Consider the following 14,677-nt stretch of genomic DNA (forward strand, 5'->3'; position numbering starts at 1 on the left):
CGCGCTGGATAAATACCAGGCGATCGCACCGCGCACGGATGTACAGACGTCTGGACGTATACTATAGTCGGTTTCCTGCAAACATAAGGAAACCTGCAAACAATGAAAAAAACATGGCTTACCGCCCTGCTGGCGGCCTCTGTCACCCTGCTCAGCGCCTGCGACAACCACAACGACAACAAAATCAAAGTGGCGATCAATACCGGACCGGATGAAGCGCTGTGGCAGACCGTGAAGCAGGTGGCACACGATAAATATCAGCTCGATGTTGATGTGGTGGCGTTTAACGATTACGTGCAGCCGAACGAAGCGCTGTTCAATAAAGATGTGGACGCCAATGCGTTCCAGAGCCTGCCTTATCTGGAGATGCAGTCCAAAGAGCGCGGATATAAATTTGCCGTCGTGACCAATACCTTCGTGTTCCCGATTGCCGGTTATTCGCGCAAAATTAAGTCACTGCAGGATCTGCCGGATGGCGCTACCGTGACCGTGTCTAACGAAGCGACCACTCTGGGGCGTAGCCTGCTGCTGCTGCAGGCGCAGGGCCTGCTGAAGGTGAAACCCGAAGCCGGTCTGCTGCCGACCACGCTGGACATTACCGACAACCCGAAAAAGCTGAAGATTGTGGAAGTGGATACGCCGCAGCTGGCGCGCACGCTGGACGATCCGCAGGTTTATCTGTCGATCATTAATAATAACTTTGCCGCGCTGGTGAATTTATCCGCCTCGCGTGACGGGATGTTTATGGAAGGCAAAGCGTCGCCGTACGTGAATGCGATTGTGGCGCGCGAAGATAATAAAGACAGCCCGAACGTGCAGAAGCTGAAAGAAGCGTTCCAGTCCCAGCCGGTGCTGGATAAAGCCAACGAGATTTATAAAGGCGATATTATTAAGGGTTGGTAAGCGTATGCGGTCGCTATTAATCGCAACCATGCGGCAATTACGGTCGCCATAAATGGCGACCCTACATCAATCGCGGTCATCATTAATCGTGAACCCGCCACAATATTGTAGGGTGCGCATTTATGCGCACCTGGACCTGTCCCACCCCCACAACGTCCCCGCTCCCCCATCCCATTTTCTGCCAGCCAGCCTGCTTCTGCTGCTGTCTGAACCGTCTACACTTCAGGTTGAAAAAGCCGCAGCGGTGTAAAAATGGCGTAAAAATTTGGTCGATTGGTATAAAAATCGCGTACAAAAAAACGCCAACCCCTACCGATTACGCCGCTGAAACGCTATCTTCGCCAGCATAAAAGTGGGTGATTGCGACACGCCGGTGCGGTTGATGGCGCTCGCCCTTTCTCCCTGAAAAAACAGGAAATGTATGAGTCAATCAGAGAAACAGTCTCTGCCTGCTGGCATGCTGGCCGCCGCCGGCATCGTGTTTGGTGATATCGGTACCAGCCCGCTGTATACCCTGAAAGAGTGTCTGTCGATTTTGCCGGACGGCGCGCCGTCGGCGCTGGCGGTGATGGGCTTTCTGTCGCTGATCTTCTGGGCGCTGACGCTCATCGTCACGCTGAAATATGTCTGCTTCGTGATGCGCGCCGACCACGACGGCGAAGGCGGTATTCTCACCCTGATGTCACTGGCACGCCGCAACGTTGGCCGCAAAGCCGGTCATATCATCGTGCTGGCCGGTCTGATTGGCGGCGCATTTTTCTACGGTGATGGCGTGATCACCCCGGCCATCTCGGTGCTGTCGGCCATTGAAGGGATTCAGGTGGTCTCGCCCGGGCTGGAAAAATATGTGGTGCCGCTGGCGCTCACCATTCTCGCGCTGCTGTTCATTATTCAGAAACACGGCACGGAAAAGGTCAGCCGGGTGTTTGGCCCGGTGATGTTTGTCTGGTTTGTGGCCATCGGCGCGCTTGGCATTCGCGGTATTCTGCTCAACCCGGAAGTGCTGCACGCGCTCAGTCCGTCCTATGCGCTGACCTTCCTGCTCAGCCACAAAGCGCTCTCGCTCGCGGCAATGGGCATGGTGGTGCTGGCGGTGACCGGCGCGGAAGCGCTGTATGCCGACATGGGCCACCTGGGCAAAGCGCCGATTCGTCTCGCCTGGCTGGTGATCGCCATGCCGGCGCTGATACTGAATTACTTCGGCCAGGGCGCGCTGGTGATCGCCGATGCGCAGGCGCTGAACAATCCGTTCTTTAATCTGGCTCCCGGCTGGGCGCAGATTCCACTGATTGTGCTGTCAACGCTGGCCACGGTCATCGCGGCGCAGGCGGTGATTTCCGGCGTCTATACCCTGACGCATCAGGCCATTCGCCAGGGCTTTTTACCGCCGATGCGCATCATTTTTACCTCGCATACTGAGTCCGGGCAGATTTACATTCCGGTGGTGAACTGGCTGCTGTTCACCGCCGTGATGCTGATTGTGCTGGCTTTCCGTCAGTCGTCAGCGTTGTCCTCGGCGTACGGCATCGTGGTGACCGGCACCATGGTGATCACGGCCTGTCTGGCGGGCGTGGTGGCGCTGCGTAACTGGCGCTGGCCGCTGCCGCTGGCGCTGTTGTTCCTGCTGTGTATGCTGGTGGTCGACGTGCCGCTGTTCATCGCCAACCTGATGAAACTGCTGTCCGGCGGCTGGGTGCCGGTGCTGCTGGCGCTGACCATGATGGGATTGATGCTAATCTGGAGCAGCGAGCGTAACCGCCTGATTCGCCGCTTGAATAACGATCAGGACGGTTTACTGGCGCTGGTGAAATCGCTGGAGAGCAATCCGCCGAACCGCGTCGAGGGCACCGCCATCTTCCTCGCGCGCAAGGAGTTTGAAATTCCCCAGGCGCTGTTGCACAACCTCAAGCATAACCGCGTGCTGCACCGCCGCGAGGTGCTGTTGCATATCCGCACCACCGACACGCCGCGCGTCTATAATCAGCAGCGCATCAGCATTACGCAATTGTCGCCGTCGTTCTGGCAGGTCACTGCCGCTTACGGCTGGCGTGAAGTGCCGTCGATGGCCGAGATTCTGCATCTGTGCGGACTGGAAGGTTTTGGCTGCACGGTGAATGAAGCATCATTTTTTACCGCGCACGATACGCTTGTGATGAAAAAACGCCGCGGTCTGGCGCGGGTGCGCGGCGGGATTTTTCACTTCTGCCAGCGCAACGCGCTGCGCGCCCATGAGCAATTTCATATTCCGCCCAACCGGGTGATCGAACTGGGCGGCCAGCGCGAGTTTTAAGCCGCAGGGCCACGGATGGCCTGCTCCTCCCGCCTTTTATTCTGCGCGGTAAATGTAAGCAGATGAAAAAATAGTAGCGAAACATTACCTGAGTTGTGGCGGAACTTTTCTTAACATCTGATTAGCAATTAAAGCTAAAACGCATAACCTCAAAAGGTGTTTATTAACCCTACCGGCATGATGATTCACCGTGCGCTTTGCCGGAATGTATAAACCAATAAACAACGATCTCAGGATCGGTTAATTCACTTCCGGCTCTGTTGTTATTTTTGAGGAGTAAGACCATGAAAGCGTTAATTAACGATGTGATTTCCATTTTTACGCCGCAAAATGTTAAACCGGTTTTAATTCGCGCCGATTTGACGCACCGCGAATTATCTTCAATCCATCCGGCGGGTGTCACTACTGTAAGCTGGGCCACATCAATGGAAGAGTTAACAGACGCCATTGTGAAAAAAGCCCAGGCGGCTGGAGCCGTCGGTTATCACATCACCGACGTTGAATCGCATGAGCCGGGCCACGACGGCCAGCACGTGATGGCTGCCACCGCCACGCTTTATCACATCAATGACAAGGTGGCTTACGGCTGATGCTGGGATTAACACGTTTTTCTGTTTATGGCCTGCCCGTCATTTCTGGCAGGCTTTTTTCATTAAAATAGGCAGCGAGAAAATCGAGAAAAACTTTAATACGCTGCGATTCTGCGGCGCGTTGCGTATACACCGCCCAGATATTGGCTTCCTGATACCATTGCGGTAATACCGCCACCAGCTCGCCCGTCGCCAGATACGGCGCCACATCCCACGCTGAACGCAGCGCAATACCATGCCCCTGCAACGCCCAGTGCAGAATCACCTTGCCGCTATTGGAAGAGTAATGGCTGTTCAGGCGACACAATACCTGCTGCTCGCCATTGGTCAATGCCCAGTTTCCAAATGAATTATCGCGTTCATTAATGATCAGACAGCTGTGATGAATTAACGCATCCAGCGAGTCTGGCATTCCGGCGCGGGATAAATACGCCGGCGCGGCACATAAAATGCGCCGGTTAGCAATCAGCCGGCGGGCAATATAGGAAGGGTTGAGATCATCGCCAACGCAGATTTCTACATCCGTGCCGCTCTGTAGCAGGTCGAATGCCCGATCGCTTAGCATCAGTTTAATATTCAGCGACGGATGCTGGTGAATAAATGCCGAAACCGCATCCGACAAATAGTCCTGACCGAAACCAAATGAGCAGCCGACGGTAATTTCCCCGGTCAACTCGCCGCGCCACTGACGGAAATTATTGAGAAAGCCATCCATTTCCTGCACTACCTGCAGCGCGCCCTCAAGCGCTTTTTCACCTTCCGGCGTCAGGCGCATCACGCGGTTAGTGCGGAAAAACAGCCGCGTCTCCAGCTGTTTTTCCAGAATGGCGATGCGTTTACTGATGTAAGACGGTGACTGACCCAGCTCAATCGCCGCGCGGCCGAAACCGTCATGCCGCGCCACGCTGATAAACACGTACAGGTCTTCAATCGACGGCCAACCCTGTAACGGCTTCTGATAACTTTTTCCGGCAAGCAGTATTTTCATAACAGCACATGGTGAGTGAACGCCACGTGGTTATAACACAGATCCCAGGAAGCGCTGAAGCGAGTGCAGAAACCGCTCTGGCACCTCTTCCTGCGGTGAATGGCCGCACGGTAACGCCTCGCCCTGCACCTGCAGCGCCTTGTCCTGCCAGGTGTGCACCACATCATACAGCTGACCGACCGTGCCCTTTTCGCCCCACAACAGTAACAACGGGCAGGCAATGCGCCGGTCGCTGTCAGCGGCATCGTGTTGCAAATCAATGCTGGCGGCGGCGCGATAATCTTCACATACCGCGTGGATCATCGCCGGATCCTGATAGCAGCGCAGATAATCTTCGAATATCGCCGCTTCGGTCGCACCCGGCGTTTTCAGCTGGCCATCAATGTGTTTACGCAAAAAGAACGCCGGATCGTGACCAATCATGGTCTCCGGCAGCGGGTGCGGCTGAATCAGGAAGAACCACCAGAAATAGCGCGTGGCGAACGCCTGATCGGTCAGCGCGTACATGGTGGCAGTGGGTGCGATATCGACAAACACGCAGCAGCTGACTTTCTCCGGATGATCGAGCGCCAGCCGGTGCCCGACGCGCCCGCCGCGATCGTGGCCGACAAACGCCACGCGCTGCAGGCCAAGCGCGTCGATCAGCTGACTGATATCCTGTGCCATGCTGCGTTTGGCATACGGCAGATGTTCAGCATCGCTGGCGGGCTTGTTGCTGTCACCGTAGCCGCGCAAATCCGGCAGGATCACCTGATAATGCTGCGCCAGCTGTGGTGCGATTTTACGCCAGGCCAGATGATTTTGCGGATGGCCGTGCAGCATCAGCAAAGGCGTGCCCTTGCCGCCGCTGGCCACGCGCAGCGTAACGCCATTATCCAGCGTCACATCCTGCAGGGTAAAACCGGCGATAAACGGCGACGGGCCGCGATCGATAATCTTACTCATGGTTGCTCCCTGGTGCGCTGCAGCCACGGGCGCTGCGCAAAGTGCTGCGCTTCAAACTGGCGGATATCCGCTTCATATTGCAGCGTCCAGTCCACCGCGCTGCCGCCACCGATCAGCATTTCGCGCTTCAGGGCACTGACCGTAAAGTGAATCACTTCATCCGCGAACTGAATGGTTTGCTGCTCCAGCGACACGCTGATGGTGTTGCGCTGCGCATCGGCGGCCACCGCGCTCAGACGCTGATAATCCGCCTCGCTCAGGCTCAGCGTCAGCACGCCGTTACGCTGGCAGTTGTCGTCAAAAATGCCGGCGAAGCTGGTGCCGATAATCGCGCGGATGCCCAGCTGATTCAGCCCCCACACTGCATGTTCGCGGCTGGAGCCACAGCCAAAGTTGGCGCCGACCAGCAAAAACGTCGCGTTCTGCCAGCCCGGCTGATTGAGGATGAAATCAGGGTTTGGTGCACCGTCGGCCAGAAAGCGCAGGTCAAAGAACACGCCGCGGTCCAGCCCCTGCCGGTCAATGCCTTTGAGAAACTGCTTGGGCATAATCACATCGGTATCGATGTTAGCAGCCGGCAGCGGTGCCAGCTTGCCGGTGATGGTAGTGAAAGCTTGCATATTAAACCCCGGATTGCAGATAGTGACGAACATCAACCAGATGGCCCGCCAGCGCAGCGGCGGCGACCATCGCCGGACTCATTAAGTGAGTACGCGCGCCCGCGCCCTGACGGCCGGCAAAGTTACGATTGGTGCCCGATGCGCAGCGATCGCCCGGTGCCAGCACATCTTCGTTCATCGCCAGACACATCGAACAGCCCGACTGACGCCACTCGAAGCCAGCGTCGATAAAGATGGCCGCCAGTCCTTCCGCCTCCGCCTGCTGCCGCACCTGGGTTGAGCCCGGCACGATGATGCCGCGCACGTGCGGCGCGATTTTGCGGGTACCAATCACCGCTGCCGCAGCGCGCAAATCTTCAATGCGCCCGTTGGTGCAGGAGCCGATAAACGCGTGGGTGATGGCAATGTCGGCCAGCGGCGTGCCGGCTTGCAGCCCCATGTAGTGCAGTGCATTTTTCATCGCCTGCTGTTTCACCAGATCGGGTTCGTCAGCCGGATTAGGCACGTGGCCGCTGATGGCGCAGGCCTGATCCGGGCTGATGCCCCAGGTGACTTTCGGTTCCAGATCGCTGCAATCAATGGTCAGTTGCCGGTCAAATACCGCATCATCATCGCTGCGCAACGTGCGCCACTCGGCCAGCGCCTGCTGCCACAGTTCGCCCACCGGCATTTGCGGTTTGCCGGCAATGTAAGCGTAGACCTTGTCATCCGGCGCGATAATCGCCCCGCGCGCACCGGCTTCCACTGCCATGTTACACAGCGTCATACGCCCTTCCATGCTCAGCGCATCGATCGCGCTGCCGGTAAACTCAATCGCATATCCCGTAGCGCCGGATGCGCCAATCTGTTCGATCAACGCCAGCACGATGTCTTTGGCGGCGCAGCCAAACGGCAGCTCGCCGGTAACTTCAACGCGCATGGTTTTCAGCGTGCGATAAATCAATGTCTGTGTCGCCAGCAGGTGCTCGATTTCCGAGGTGCCGATGCCAAACCCCAGCGCGCCAAACGCCCCGTAAGTGGTGGTATGGCTGTCGCCGGCGGCAATCACCATGCCTGGCATCACCAGCCCCTGCTCGTGCGCCACCACATGTTCAATGCCCTGTCGCGGATCGAGCACGTCAAACAGCTCGATGCCAAAGTGCTCCGCATTTTTGCGGAAGTAATCGACCTGCAGCTGACCGCCAGCGTCGGTCATCGCCGCATCGCGCACTGGCCGCGTCGGGTTCACGTGGTCGACGTTGAGTAGAATAGTGGCCGGATGACGCACGCGACGCGACCGGTCGCGCAGACCGCTAAACGCCTGCGGGCTGGTGTATTCATTGAGGATTGACCGGTCGATATAGAGCAGCACGTGCCCCTCATCGTCCAGGTGACGTACCACATGCTGTTCGATCAGCTTTTCATACAGGGTTTTGCCCGCCATGCTCATGTCCACGCGAAAGTTAAACAAGTCATCAGAGACCTTAGGGTAAACCCATTCGGCGTCAGATCATCAACACGCTCCGTGCAGTGATAGTGCATGATTTGTCATCGCTGCAGCGGATTTAATTTGACCTAAGTCGTGCCCGTCGTTATAAATAATAACCGCGCTCCGTTAGCGGATATATTGTTGCTTTTTCCCGCATTGCTGCTGTATTCCTGCCGCTTATTTCGCCATCCCGCTTTTATGAAAGTTAATTAATTGCCATCAATAGTTAATTAACTAAAAACAAGTTAATCTTTTCGTAACAATCTTTTAATTTGCCAACCGAATTTTTAACGTTCATCTGCAAAGAATAAACAGGACTGGCATGACTCAGACCAAAAAACTTGTGTCCGCGCTTTCGCTGACGGCACTGCTTGTCTCTTCAGCGGTTCACGCTGAGAACGCACCAGAAAAAACCGACGTGCTGCTGATTGGCGGCGGTATCATGAGCGCCTCGCTCGGTACCTGGCTGCAGGAGCTGCAACCGGGCTGGAAACAACTGATGGTTGAGCGTCTCGACGGCGTCGCGCTGGAATCCTCCAACGGCTGGAATAACGCCGGTACTGGCCACTCTGCCAACATGGAGCTGAACTACACGCCAGAGCGTGCAGACGGTTCCATCGATGTGAGCAAGGCGCTGGAAATCAATGAATCGTTCATGATTACCCGCCAGTTCCTGACCAGCCAGGTACAGCGTGGCGTGCTGCACGATCCGCGTTCGTTCATCAACTCCACCCCGCACATGAGCTTTGTCTGGGGCGACAAAAATGTCGAATACCTGACCAAACGCTATGCGGCGCTGCAGAAAACGACCCTGTTCCAGGGCATGAAGTTCTCTACCGATCACAAGCAGATCGAGCAGTGGGCACCGCTGGTGATGGAAGGTCGCGATCCAAATCAGAAAGTGGCCGCCACCTGGACGCCGGTGGGTACCGATGTGAACTACGGGGAAATTACCCGTCAGCTGATCGGCAGCCTGCAGAAAGATCAGAACTTCAAGCTGGAAACCTCCTCTGAAGTCACCGATTTCAAACGCAACAGCGACAACTCCTGGCACGTCACCATCAAAGACGTGAAGAGCGGCGCAAACCGTGAAGTGGATGCGAAATACGTATTCATCGGCGCGGGCGGTGCGGCGATCAAGCTGCTGCAGAAAACCGGTATTCCTGAAGCCGATAACTACGGCGGTTTCCCGGTGGGCGGTTCGTTCCTGATGACCGAAAACCCGGAAATCACCAGCCGTCACCTGCAGAAAGTGTATGGTCAGGCTTCCGTAGGCGCACCGCCAATGTCGGTACCGCACATCGATGCCCGTAACCTCGACGGTAAGAAAGTGGTGCTGTTTGGGCCGTTTGCCACGTTCTCGACCAAATACCTGAAGAACGGTTCGCTGTTCGATCTGCTGAGCGCCACCACCACCAGCAACTTCATGCCGATGACGCACGTGGGCATCGATAACTTTGACCTGGTGAAATACCTGATTGGTCAGGTGATGCTGAACGATGACGACCGTTTTGCCGCGCTGAAAGAGTACTACCCGAACGCGCGTAAAGAGGACTGGAAACTGATTCAGGCCGGCCAGCGTGTGCAGATCATCAAGAAAGATGCTGAGAAAGGCGGCGTGCTGAAGCTGGGTACCGAAATCGTGACCGATCAGCAGAAAACCGTGGCGGCCCTGCTGGGTGCTTCACCGGGTGCATCTACCGCGGCACCGATCACCCTGAACGTGATGCAGAAGCTGTTCCCGCAGCAGTTCGCGTCACCAGAGTGGCAGCAGAAGATCCGCGCTATCGTGCCAAGCTTCGGCCAGAAGCTGAACGGCAACACCGCGCTGACCCAGCAGGTATGGGATAACACCGCATCCGTGCTGCAGCTGACCAAACCGCCAGTGATTAACATGGACGATCAGCAGTCGGCACCTGCGCAGGCCAAACCGCGCGAAGAGTCCGCGAAGCAGGATATGGCGCTGTAATACGCCATCGCTGAGTCCATCGAACCGATGCCGGTGCGCGAGCAATCGCCCACCGGCATTTTTTTATCTGGAATCTGATGATTGCTATGTCAGGTTGCGCAATAAATTGCGCCGCTACGGTTTGTGCGCGCTGTGATTTCTGCACCTTCCAGCCGCACCTTGTGTAGCGGCACGATTTATCGTGCTGGTTGTCCGCTGCGCTGCTGCCCAATGCGCAATGAATTGCGCCGCTACGGTTTGTGCGCGTTGTGATTACTGCACCATCCAGCCGCACCTTATGTAGCGGCACGATTTATCGTGCTATTTGTTCGCCGCGCTGCTGCTCAATGCGCAATGAATTGCGCCGCTACGGTTTGTGCGCGTTGTGATTACTGCACCATCCAGCCGCACCTTATGTAGCGGCACGATTTATCGTGCTATTTGTCCGCCGCGCTGCTGACCGATGCGCAATAAATTGCGCCGCTACGGTTTATGCGCGTTGTGATTACTGCACCTTCCAGCCGCACCTGGTGTAGCGGCACGATTTATCGTGCTGGTTGTCCGCTGCGCTGCTGCCCAATGCGCAATAAATTGCGCCGCTACGGTTTGTGCGCGCTGTGATTACTGCACCTTCCAGCCGCACCTGGTGTAGCGGCACGATTCATCGTGCTCATTCAATCGTTGCAAGGCAGCGGTAGGTGCGGGCATTGTGAATCTTCCGTAGGGTGCGCATTCATGCGCACCTGGAAAATAATTACGACTTCACGTAATCCGAATAGGCATTTTGCAGCGCGATGTGGTCGGCAATATATTTCGCATCGTGCCACACGCCGTAAATAAACGACGAAGCCCGGTTGACCAGATTGGGCAGGCCAAGGAAATAAATACCGCGCTCGGCAGAAATACCGCGCTTGTGGAATGGCAGGCCCTGTTCATCAAACGCATCCACCTGCAGCCAGCTGAAATCAAATTTAAACCCGGTGGCCCAGATAATGGTGCTGATGCCCGCCGCCTGCACGTCCAGCTGCATCAGCGGATTTAACAGGCAGTCCGGATCCGGCAACAGCTCCCACGCCTGCGGCTCGGCCGGTAAATCCAGCCCGTTGCGTTCTATGTACGCATCCGCATCGCGCAGCACCTCGAAATAAGCTCTGTCACCTTCGGCGATATTCTCTGCCAGCCCCGGCGCAAAGCGCAGCACGCCGTTATCCCAGCGCTCGGTGATGCCGACCAGCGTAATGCCCATATGGGCCAGCCGGCGAAAATCCACGGTTTTACCGCCTTCATAGCCGCTGACGGCAAAGGCCACGTGCTGTTTCTTCGGCTTGATTTTCACTTCGTCCCACAGTCCCAGCGCGCCAAGCCACCAGCAGTAATCACGGTCGCGATAGGCGCGTGGCGGGCGGTAGTGCTCACCGACCGACAGAAACACCTCGCGGCCGGCCTGACGCAGCTCCTCGGCAATCTGGGTGCCGGACGCACCCGCACCGACCACCAGCACCGCACCGGGCGCCAGCTGCTGTGGATTCTTGTACGCCGATGAGTGGATCTGCTGCGGCACCGCGCCTTCAGGCACGATGGCCGGGAACGCGGGCTTCTGAAACGGCCCGGTGGCAGCAACCACATTGTCCGCGTCGAATTCTCCCACCGACGTCACCACCCGGAAGCCGCTGCGTCCGGGCAGCCGCGTCACCTGCTGTACTTCAACCCCGGTGCGCACCGGCGCGTTGAGCATCTTTGCGTAATCCTCGAAATACTGCGCCATGCGCTCTTTCGGCGGAAACGCCTCCGGCGAAATGTTATCAAACTTCAGCGAAGGAAAGCGGTCGTGCCACGCCGGGCCGTTGGCAACCAGCGAGTCCCAGCGTTCGGAGCGCCAGCGCTCGGCAATGCGGCTGCGCTCCAGCACCACGTGCGGGATCTGCATCTGCGCCAGATGTTCGCTCATGGCGATACCCGCCTGGCCCGCTCCGACGATCACGGTATTGATTTTTTCTACTGACATAGGTCATCCCCGAATAGTTGGCATGCCACCAGCGCGGCGCAAATATTGCGCCGCTGGCGATTAACACCAGGTTGTCATGTTTAACGGCGGCTTAATGGCACAGCGAAATTAATGCCCGGCCTCAACGTTTAATATTTTTCCCAGCCCGAAAAACTTATTGGCGATAATTAACATCGCGGCGGTCACCACAATATAAATAACCGACAGCGCCGCCAGCGTCGGGTCGGCAAATTCACGCACGTAGTTGTACATCGCCACCGGCAGCGTCTGCGTCACCTGGGTGGTAATAAACAGCGAGGCGGTAAATTCATTGAAAGAGAGAATCGCGGCGAACAGCCAGCCACCAAACAGGCCCGGCAGAATCAGCGGCACGGTAATGGTCCATACCACGCGCAGCGGCGATGCGCCGAGGCTGGCCGCCGCCAGTTCTATCCGCTGCTCGAGATTTTTCAGCGATACATAGACGCTGCGCAGCACGAACGGCAGTACTAATACCACGTGGCAGAAAATCACCAGCGCATAGCCGCGTCCCAGATTGAGCTGCGACACCAGCATCAGCAGGCCGAGGCCAATGGTGAAATGCGGAATAAACAGCGGCGACAGCAGAATGCTCTCCAGCACCTGTTTGCAGGGAAAGCGATAGCGCTCAATGGCAATCGCCAGCGTGGCACCGATGATCACCGCCAGCGTTGACGCCCATGCTGTGACAATCAGTCCGGACCAGAAGCCGTGACGAAAATCGTCGTAGCTCAGCGCCCGCTCAAACCAGCGCAGCGACCAGCCTTTCGGCGGGAAGAACAGCACGGAGGTGCTGCTGAACGACGAGATAAACACCACGACGGTGGGCAACATGACAAACGTCAGAATAGCGATCACCAGCAGTTTACCCAGCAGAGCGATCAGTTTGTCGTTGTGAGAACGGGTCATATCAGTGCCCTCCCATGGCGTGCAGGAAGCGCGTCATGCGCTTCAGCGCCAGCAGCAGCAGAATGGTCAGCAGCAGGCCAGCAATGCTCAGCGCTGCGGCAAACGGGAAGTTCATCGAGGAGAAGCCCAGCTGATACACCAGCGTAGCCACGGTACTGACGCGTCCGCCGCCAATCAGTTGGGGCGTCGCGAAAGCGCTGAAGGTCCAGGCAAACGCGGTGGTCAGGCTGGCGATGATGCCGGGAATCGACAGCGGAATGGTCACCGTCAGCAGCGCGCGGACCGGCCCGGCACCAAGGCTGGTGGCGGCTTTTTCGTAGTCCGGATTGATGTGTGACAGCGCCGTCGCCAGCATCAGCACCATGATCGGCATGGTGACATGCACCAGCGCGACCACCACGCCGGTCTGGGTAAACATAAACTGGATCGGCTGGCTGATGATGCCCAGCGCCAGCAGCAGGCTATTAAGAAAGCCGCTGTTACCCAGCACGATAATCCACGAATAGGTGCGCACCACTTCCCCCAGAAACAGCGGAGTAATCGCGATGATCAGAATGGTGGATTTGATCCACGCAGTGCGGGTGCGCACCAGCGCATAGGCCAGTGGGTAACTCATCAGCAAACCAAATAAAGCCGTTTTGGCGCTGAGCAGCACGGTATTGAGAAACGCGTCGCCGTAGATGCGTTTGAACAGGCCACTGAAATTGGCCAGCGTAAAGCCGCCGACATCCAGCGAGCCGGGGATGTACGCACGCACGCTGAACTGCATCACCGCAAACATCGCGACGACCAGCCCCATCGCGGTCAGCGTGGCGGGAAGAATGAACCAGGGTAAAAATGTCGGTTTTTTCGTCATGGACGTTACTGCCTGCATAGGTGGTACCGGCTACGGCGAGGCACCCGCCCCGCCGCAGCACCAGGACAATCAGTGAGACATGATGTTTTCAGAGAACCACTGACGCCACTCGGCAGTTTTCTCCGCACGCAGTTGGGGATCGGTATTGATGGTGGCATTCCACTGCGCCGGCGTGGTCAGCATGCCTGGCAGCTTCGCCAGCTCCGGATCGATATGCGCGTTGGTCACCGTCGGGCTACCGCGATAGATCTTCGCCACCTGCTGCTGAATTTCCGGTTTCAGTGCGATGTTGATGAACTTGTACGCCAGATCGGCATGTTTGCTGCCTTTATTGATGCCGACGGTATCCACGCCGAGGATCGCGCCCTCTTTCGGTATCGCCAGCTTGATGTTGACCCCTTCCGCAATCATGCTGTAGGCGTTCATTGACAGCATCACCTGCACCGGCGTTTCTCCGGTAGAGATCAGCTGCTGGCTGTTGGCATCATCGGTGTAGAACGATTTGATGTTAGGAATCAGCGCTTTCAGCTTCGCCTGGCCCTGCTGCCAGTGCGCGGCATCGCTGCCGGAGAGTTTGGCGGCCACGGCGATGATGTGGCTCGGATCCCAGTCGGGCAGCGCCAGCGTGCCTTTCAGCTCCGGCTTCCACAGGTCGTTCCAGCTGGTAAAGGTTTCCCCTTTCGGCACCAAATCCGGACGGTAGCCAATGGTGTAGACGTAGCCCCACACGCCAAGATGATACGGGCTGACTTTCGCCTGCTGCACCAGATTGACCGCGTTAGGAATTTTGCTCATGTCGAGCTTCTCGAACAGGCCGCTGTTGGCATACAGATAGCCGACGTGCGCGGTGGTAAAGGTCACGTCAGTTTCCGGCGAACCGCCCGCCAGTTTGGCTTTGTTGAGGCGATCGATGGTGCCGCCGGTGACGAACTGCACTTCGACGCCGGTCTCTTTGGTGAACTCTTTGGCGATGGTTTGATCGATCAGATCTTTAAAGCTGCCGCCCCAGGTGCTGACAATCAGCTTGTCGGCGGCCATGGCATTCCCTGCGCTCAGAATTCCCGTGGTTAACAACGTTAAGGCACACATCTTACGCAACATATTTTTGTCCCCAGTGAATGAAAAGGCTGTTATCGC

The 14,677-nt window shown here is 57.0% G+C and carries 12 protein-coding genes; 4 read left to right on the forward strand and 8 right to left on the reverse strand.

The genetic code is table 11. The features are described 5' to 3' along the window. Positions 1-102 precede the first annotated feature (102 nt). The 3 genes from C1N60_RS20285 to C1N60_RS20295 all read left to right on the forward strand — a co-directional run bounded on the left by C1N60_RS20285 (position 103) and on the right by C1N60_RS20295 (position 3,783). Positions 103-903: a MetQ/NlpA family ABC transporter substrate-binding protein gene (locus C1N60_RS20285; RefSeq protein ID WP_021509481.1), complete on the forward strand. Its 801-nt coding sequence runs from the start codon at positions 103-105 to the stop codon at positions 901-903. 421 nt (positions 904-1,324) lie between these two features. After that, positions 1,325-3,193, forward strand: coding sequence for a low affinity potassium transporter Kup (gene kup, locus C1N60_RS20290; protein ID WP_394521902.1), 1,869 nt, complete (start codon positions 1,325-1,327; stop codon positions 3,191-3,193). Positions 3,194-3,477: 284 nt separating this feature from the next. Continuing rightward, positions 3,478-3,783 (forward strand): YdgH/BhsA/McbA family protein, encoded by a 306-nt coding sequence (locus C1N60_RS20295; RefSeq protein ID WP_058770126.1) that lies wholly within the window; start codon positions 3,478-3,480, stop codon positions 3,781-3,783. Between the two features lie 25 nt (positions 3,784-3,808). Here C1N60_RS20295 and C1N60_RS20300 read toward each other — a convergent pair whose 3' ends face one another. The 4 genes from C1N60_RS20300 to leuC are packed head-to-tail and all read right to left on the reverse strand — an operon-like array spanning position 3,809 to position 7,759. Beyond that, positions 3,809-4,771, reverse strand: a complete 963-nt coding sequence (locus tag C1N60_RS20300; protein ID WP_152390809.1) for a LysR family transcriptional regulator — start codon at positions 4,769-4,771, stop codon at positions 3,809-3,811. A 30-nt stretch (positions 4,772-4,801) separates the two neighbouring features. Further along, positions 4,802-5,716 carry an alpha/beta fold hydrolase gene (locus tag C1N60_RS20305; RefSeq protein WP_104093591.1) on the reverse strand — a complete coding sequence of 305 codons (915 nt, stop codon included), beginning with the start codon at positions 5,714-5,716 and terminating at the stop codon, positions 4,802-4,804. Next, on the reverse strand, positions 5,713-6,336 hold the full coding sequence (gene leuD, locus C1N60_RS20310; RefSeq protein ID WP_058770124.1) for a 3-isopropylmalate dehydratase small subunit: 624 nt from the start codon (positions 6,334-6,336) through the stop codon (positions 5,713-5,715). The genes C1N60_RS20305 and leuD overlap by 4 nt, the downstream gene beginning before the upstream one ends. A gap of 1 nt (position 6,337) precedes the next feature. Continuing rightward, positions 6,338-7,759, reverse strand: a complete 1,422-nt coding sequence (gene leuC, locus C1N60_RS20315; RefSeq protein ID WP_058770123.1) for a 3-isopropylmalate dehydratase large subunit — start codon at positions 7,757-7,759, stop codon at positions 6,338-6,340. Between the two features lie 367 nt (positions 7,760-8,126). On the opposite strand from leuC, the gene mqo reads away from it, so the two are divergent. Continuing rightward, on the forward strand, positions 8,127-9,773 hold the full coding sequence (gene mqo, locus C1N60_RS20320) for a malate dehydrogenase (quinone) (protein ID WP_021509488.1): 1,647 nt from the start codon (positions 8,127-8,129) through the stop codon (positions 9,771-9,773). Between the two features lie 733 nt (positions 9,774-10,506). Here mqo and C1N60_RS20325 read toward each other — a convergent pair. The 4 genes from C1N60_RS20325 to C1N60_RS20340 all read right to left on the reverse strand — a co-directional run bounded on the left by C1N60_RS20325 (position 10,507) and on the right by C1N60_RS20340 (position 14,641). Continuing rightward, positions 10,507-11,757, reverse strand: coding sequence for a flavin-containing monooxygenase (locus C1N60_RS20325; RefSeq protein WP_058775056.1), 1,251 nt, complete (start codon positions 11,755-11,757; stop codon positions 10,507-10,509). Between the two features lie 108 nt (positions 11,758-11,865). After that, positions 11,866-12,684: an ABC transporter permease gene (locus C1N60_RS20330; RefSeq protein ID WP_394521903.1), complete on the reverse strand. Its 819-nt coding sequence runs from the start codon at positions 12,682-12,684 to the stop codon at positions 11,866-11,868. Position 12,685: 1 nt separating this feature from the next. Then, complete coding sequence (locus tag C1N60_RS20335) at positions 12,686-13,540, reverse strand: ABC transporter permease (protein ID WP_021509491.1); 855 nt, start codon at positions 13,538-13,540, stop codon at positions 12,686-12,688. A gap of 69 nt (positions 13,541-13,609) precedes the next feature. Next, a complete protein-coding gene (locus C1N60_RS20340) occupies positions 13,610-14,641 on the reverse strand; it encodes a polyamine ABC transporter substrate-binding protein (RefSeq protein ID WP_058758799.1) in 1,032 nt (343 codons plus the stop codon). Between the last annotated feature and the right edge of the window lie 36 nt (positions 14,642-14,677).

The organism is Pantoea sp. SGAir0184 (genome assembly GCF_043544755.1).

Coding starts and splice junctions, on each gene's coding strand:
- C1N60_RS20285 (WP_021509481.1), top strand. CDS start 103: ATGAAAAAAACATGGCTTACCGCCCTGCTGGCGGCCTCTGTCACCCTG.
- kup (WP_394521902.1), top strand. CDS start 1,325: ATGAGTCAATCAGAGAAACAGTCTCTGCCTGCTGGCATGCTGGCCGCC.
- C1N60_RS20295 (WP_058770126.1), top strand. CDS start 3,478: ATGAAAGCGTTAATTAACGATGTGATTTCCATTTTTACGCCGCAAAAT.
- C1N60_RS20300 (WP_152390809.1), bottom strand. CDS start 4,771: ATGAAAATACTGCTTGCCGGAAAAAGTTATCAGAAGCCGTTACAGGGT.
- C1N60_RS20305 (WP_104093591.1), bottom strand. CDS start 5,716: ATGAGTAAGATTATCGATCGCGGCCCGTCGCCGTTTATCGCCGGTTTT.
- leuD (WP_058770124.1), bottom strand. CDS start 6,336: ATGCAAGCTTTCACTACCATCACCGGCAAGCTGGCACCGCTGCCGGCT.
- leuC (WP_058770123.1), bottom strand. CDS start 7,759: ATGGCGGGCAAAACCCTGTATGAAAAGCTGATCGAACAGCATGTGGTA.
- mqo (WP_021509488.1), top strand. CDS start 8,127: ATGACTCAGACCAAAAAACTTGTGTCCGCGCTTTCGCTGACGGCACTG.
- C1N60_RS20325 (WP_058775056.1), bottom strand. CDS start 11,757: ATGTCAGTAGAAAAAATCAATACCGTGATCGTCGGAGCGGGCCAGGCG.
- C1N60_RS20330 (WP_394521903.1), bottom strand. CDS start 12,684: ATGACCCGTTCTCACAACGACAAACTGATCGCTCTGCTGGGTAAACTG.
- C1N60_RS20335 (WP_021509491.1), bottom strand. CDS start 13,540: ATGACGAAAAAACCGACATTTTTACCCTGGTTCATTCTTCCCGCCACG.
- C1N60_RS20340 (WP_058758799.1), bottom strand. CDS start 14,641: ATGTTGCGTAAGATGTGTGCCTTAACGTTGTTAACCACGGGAATTCTG.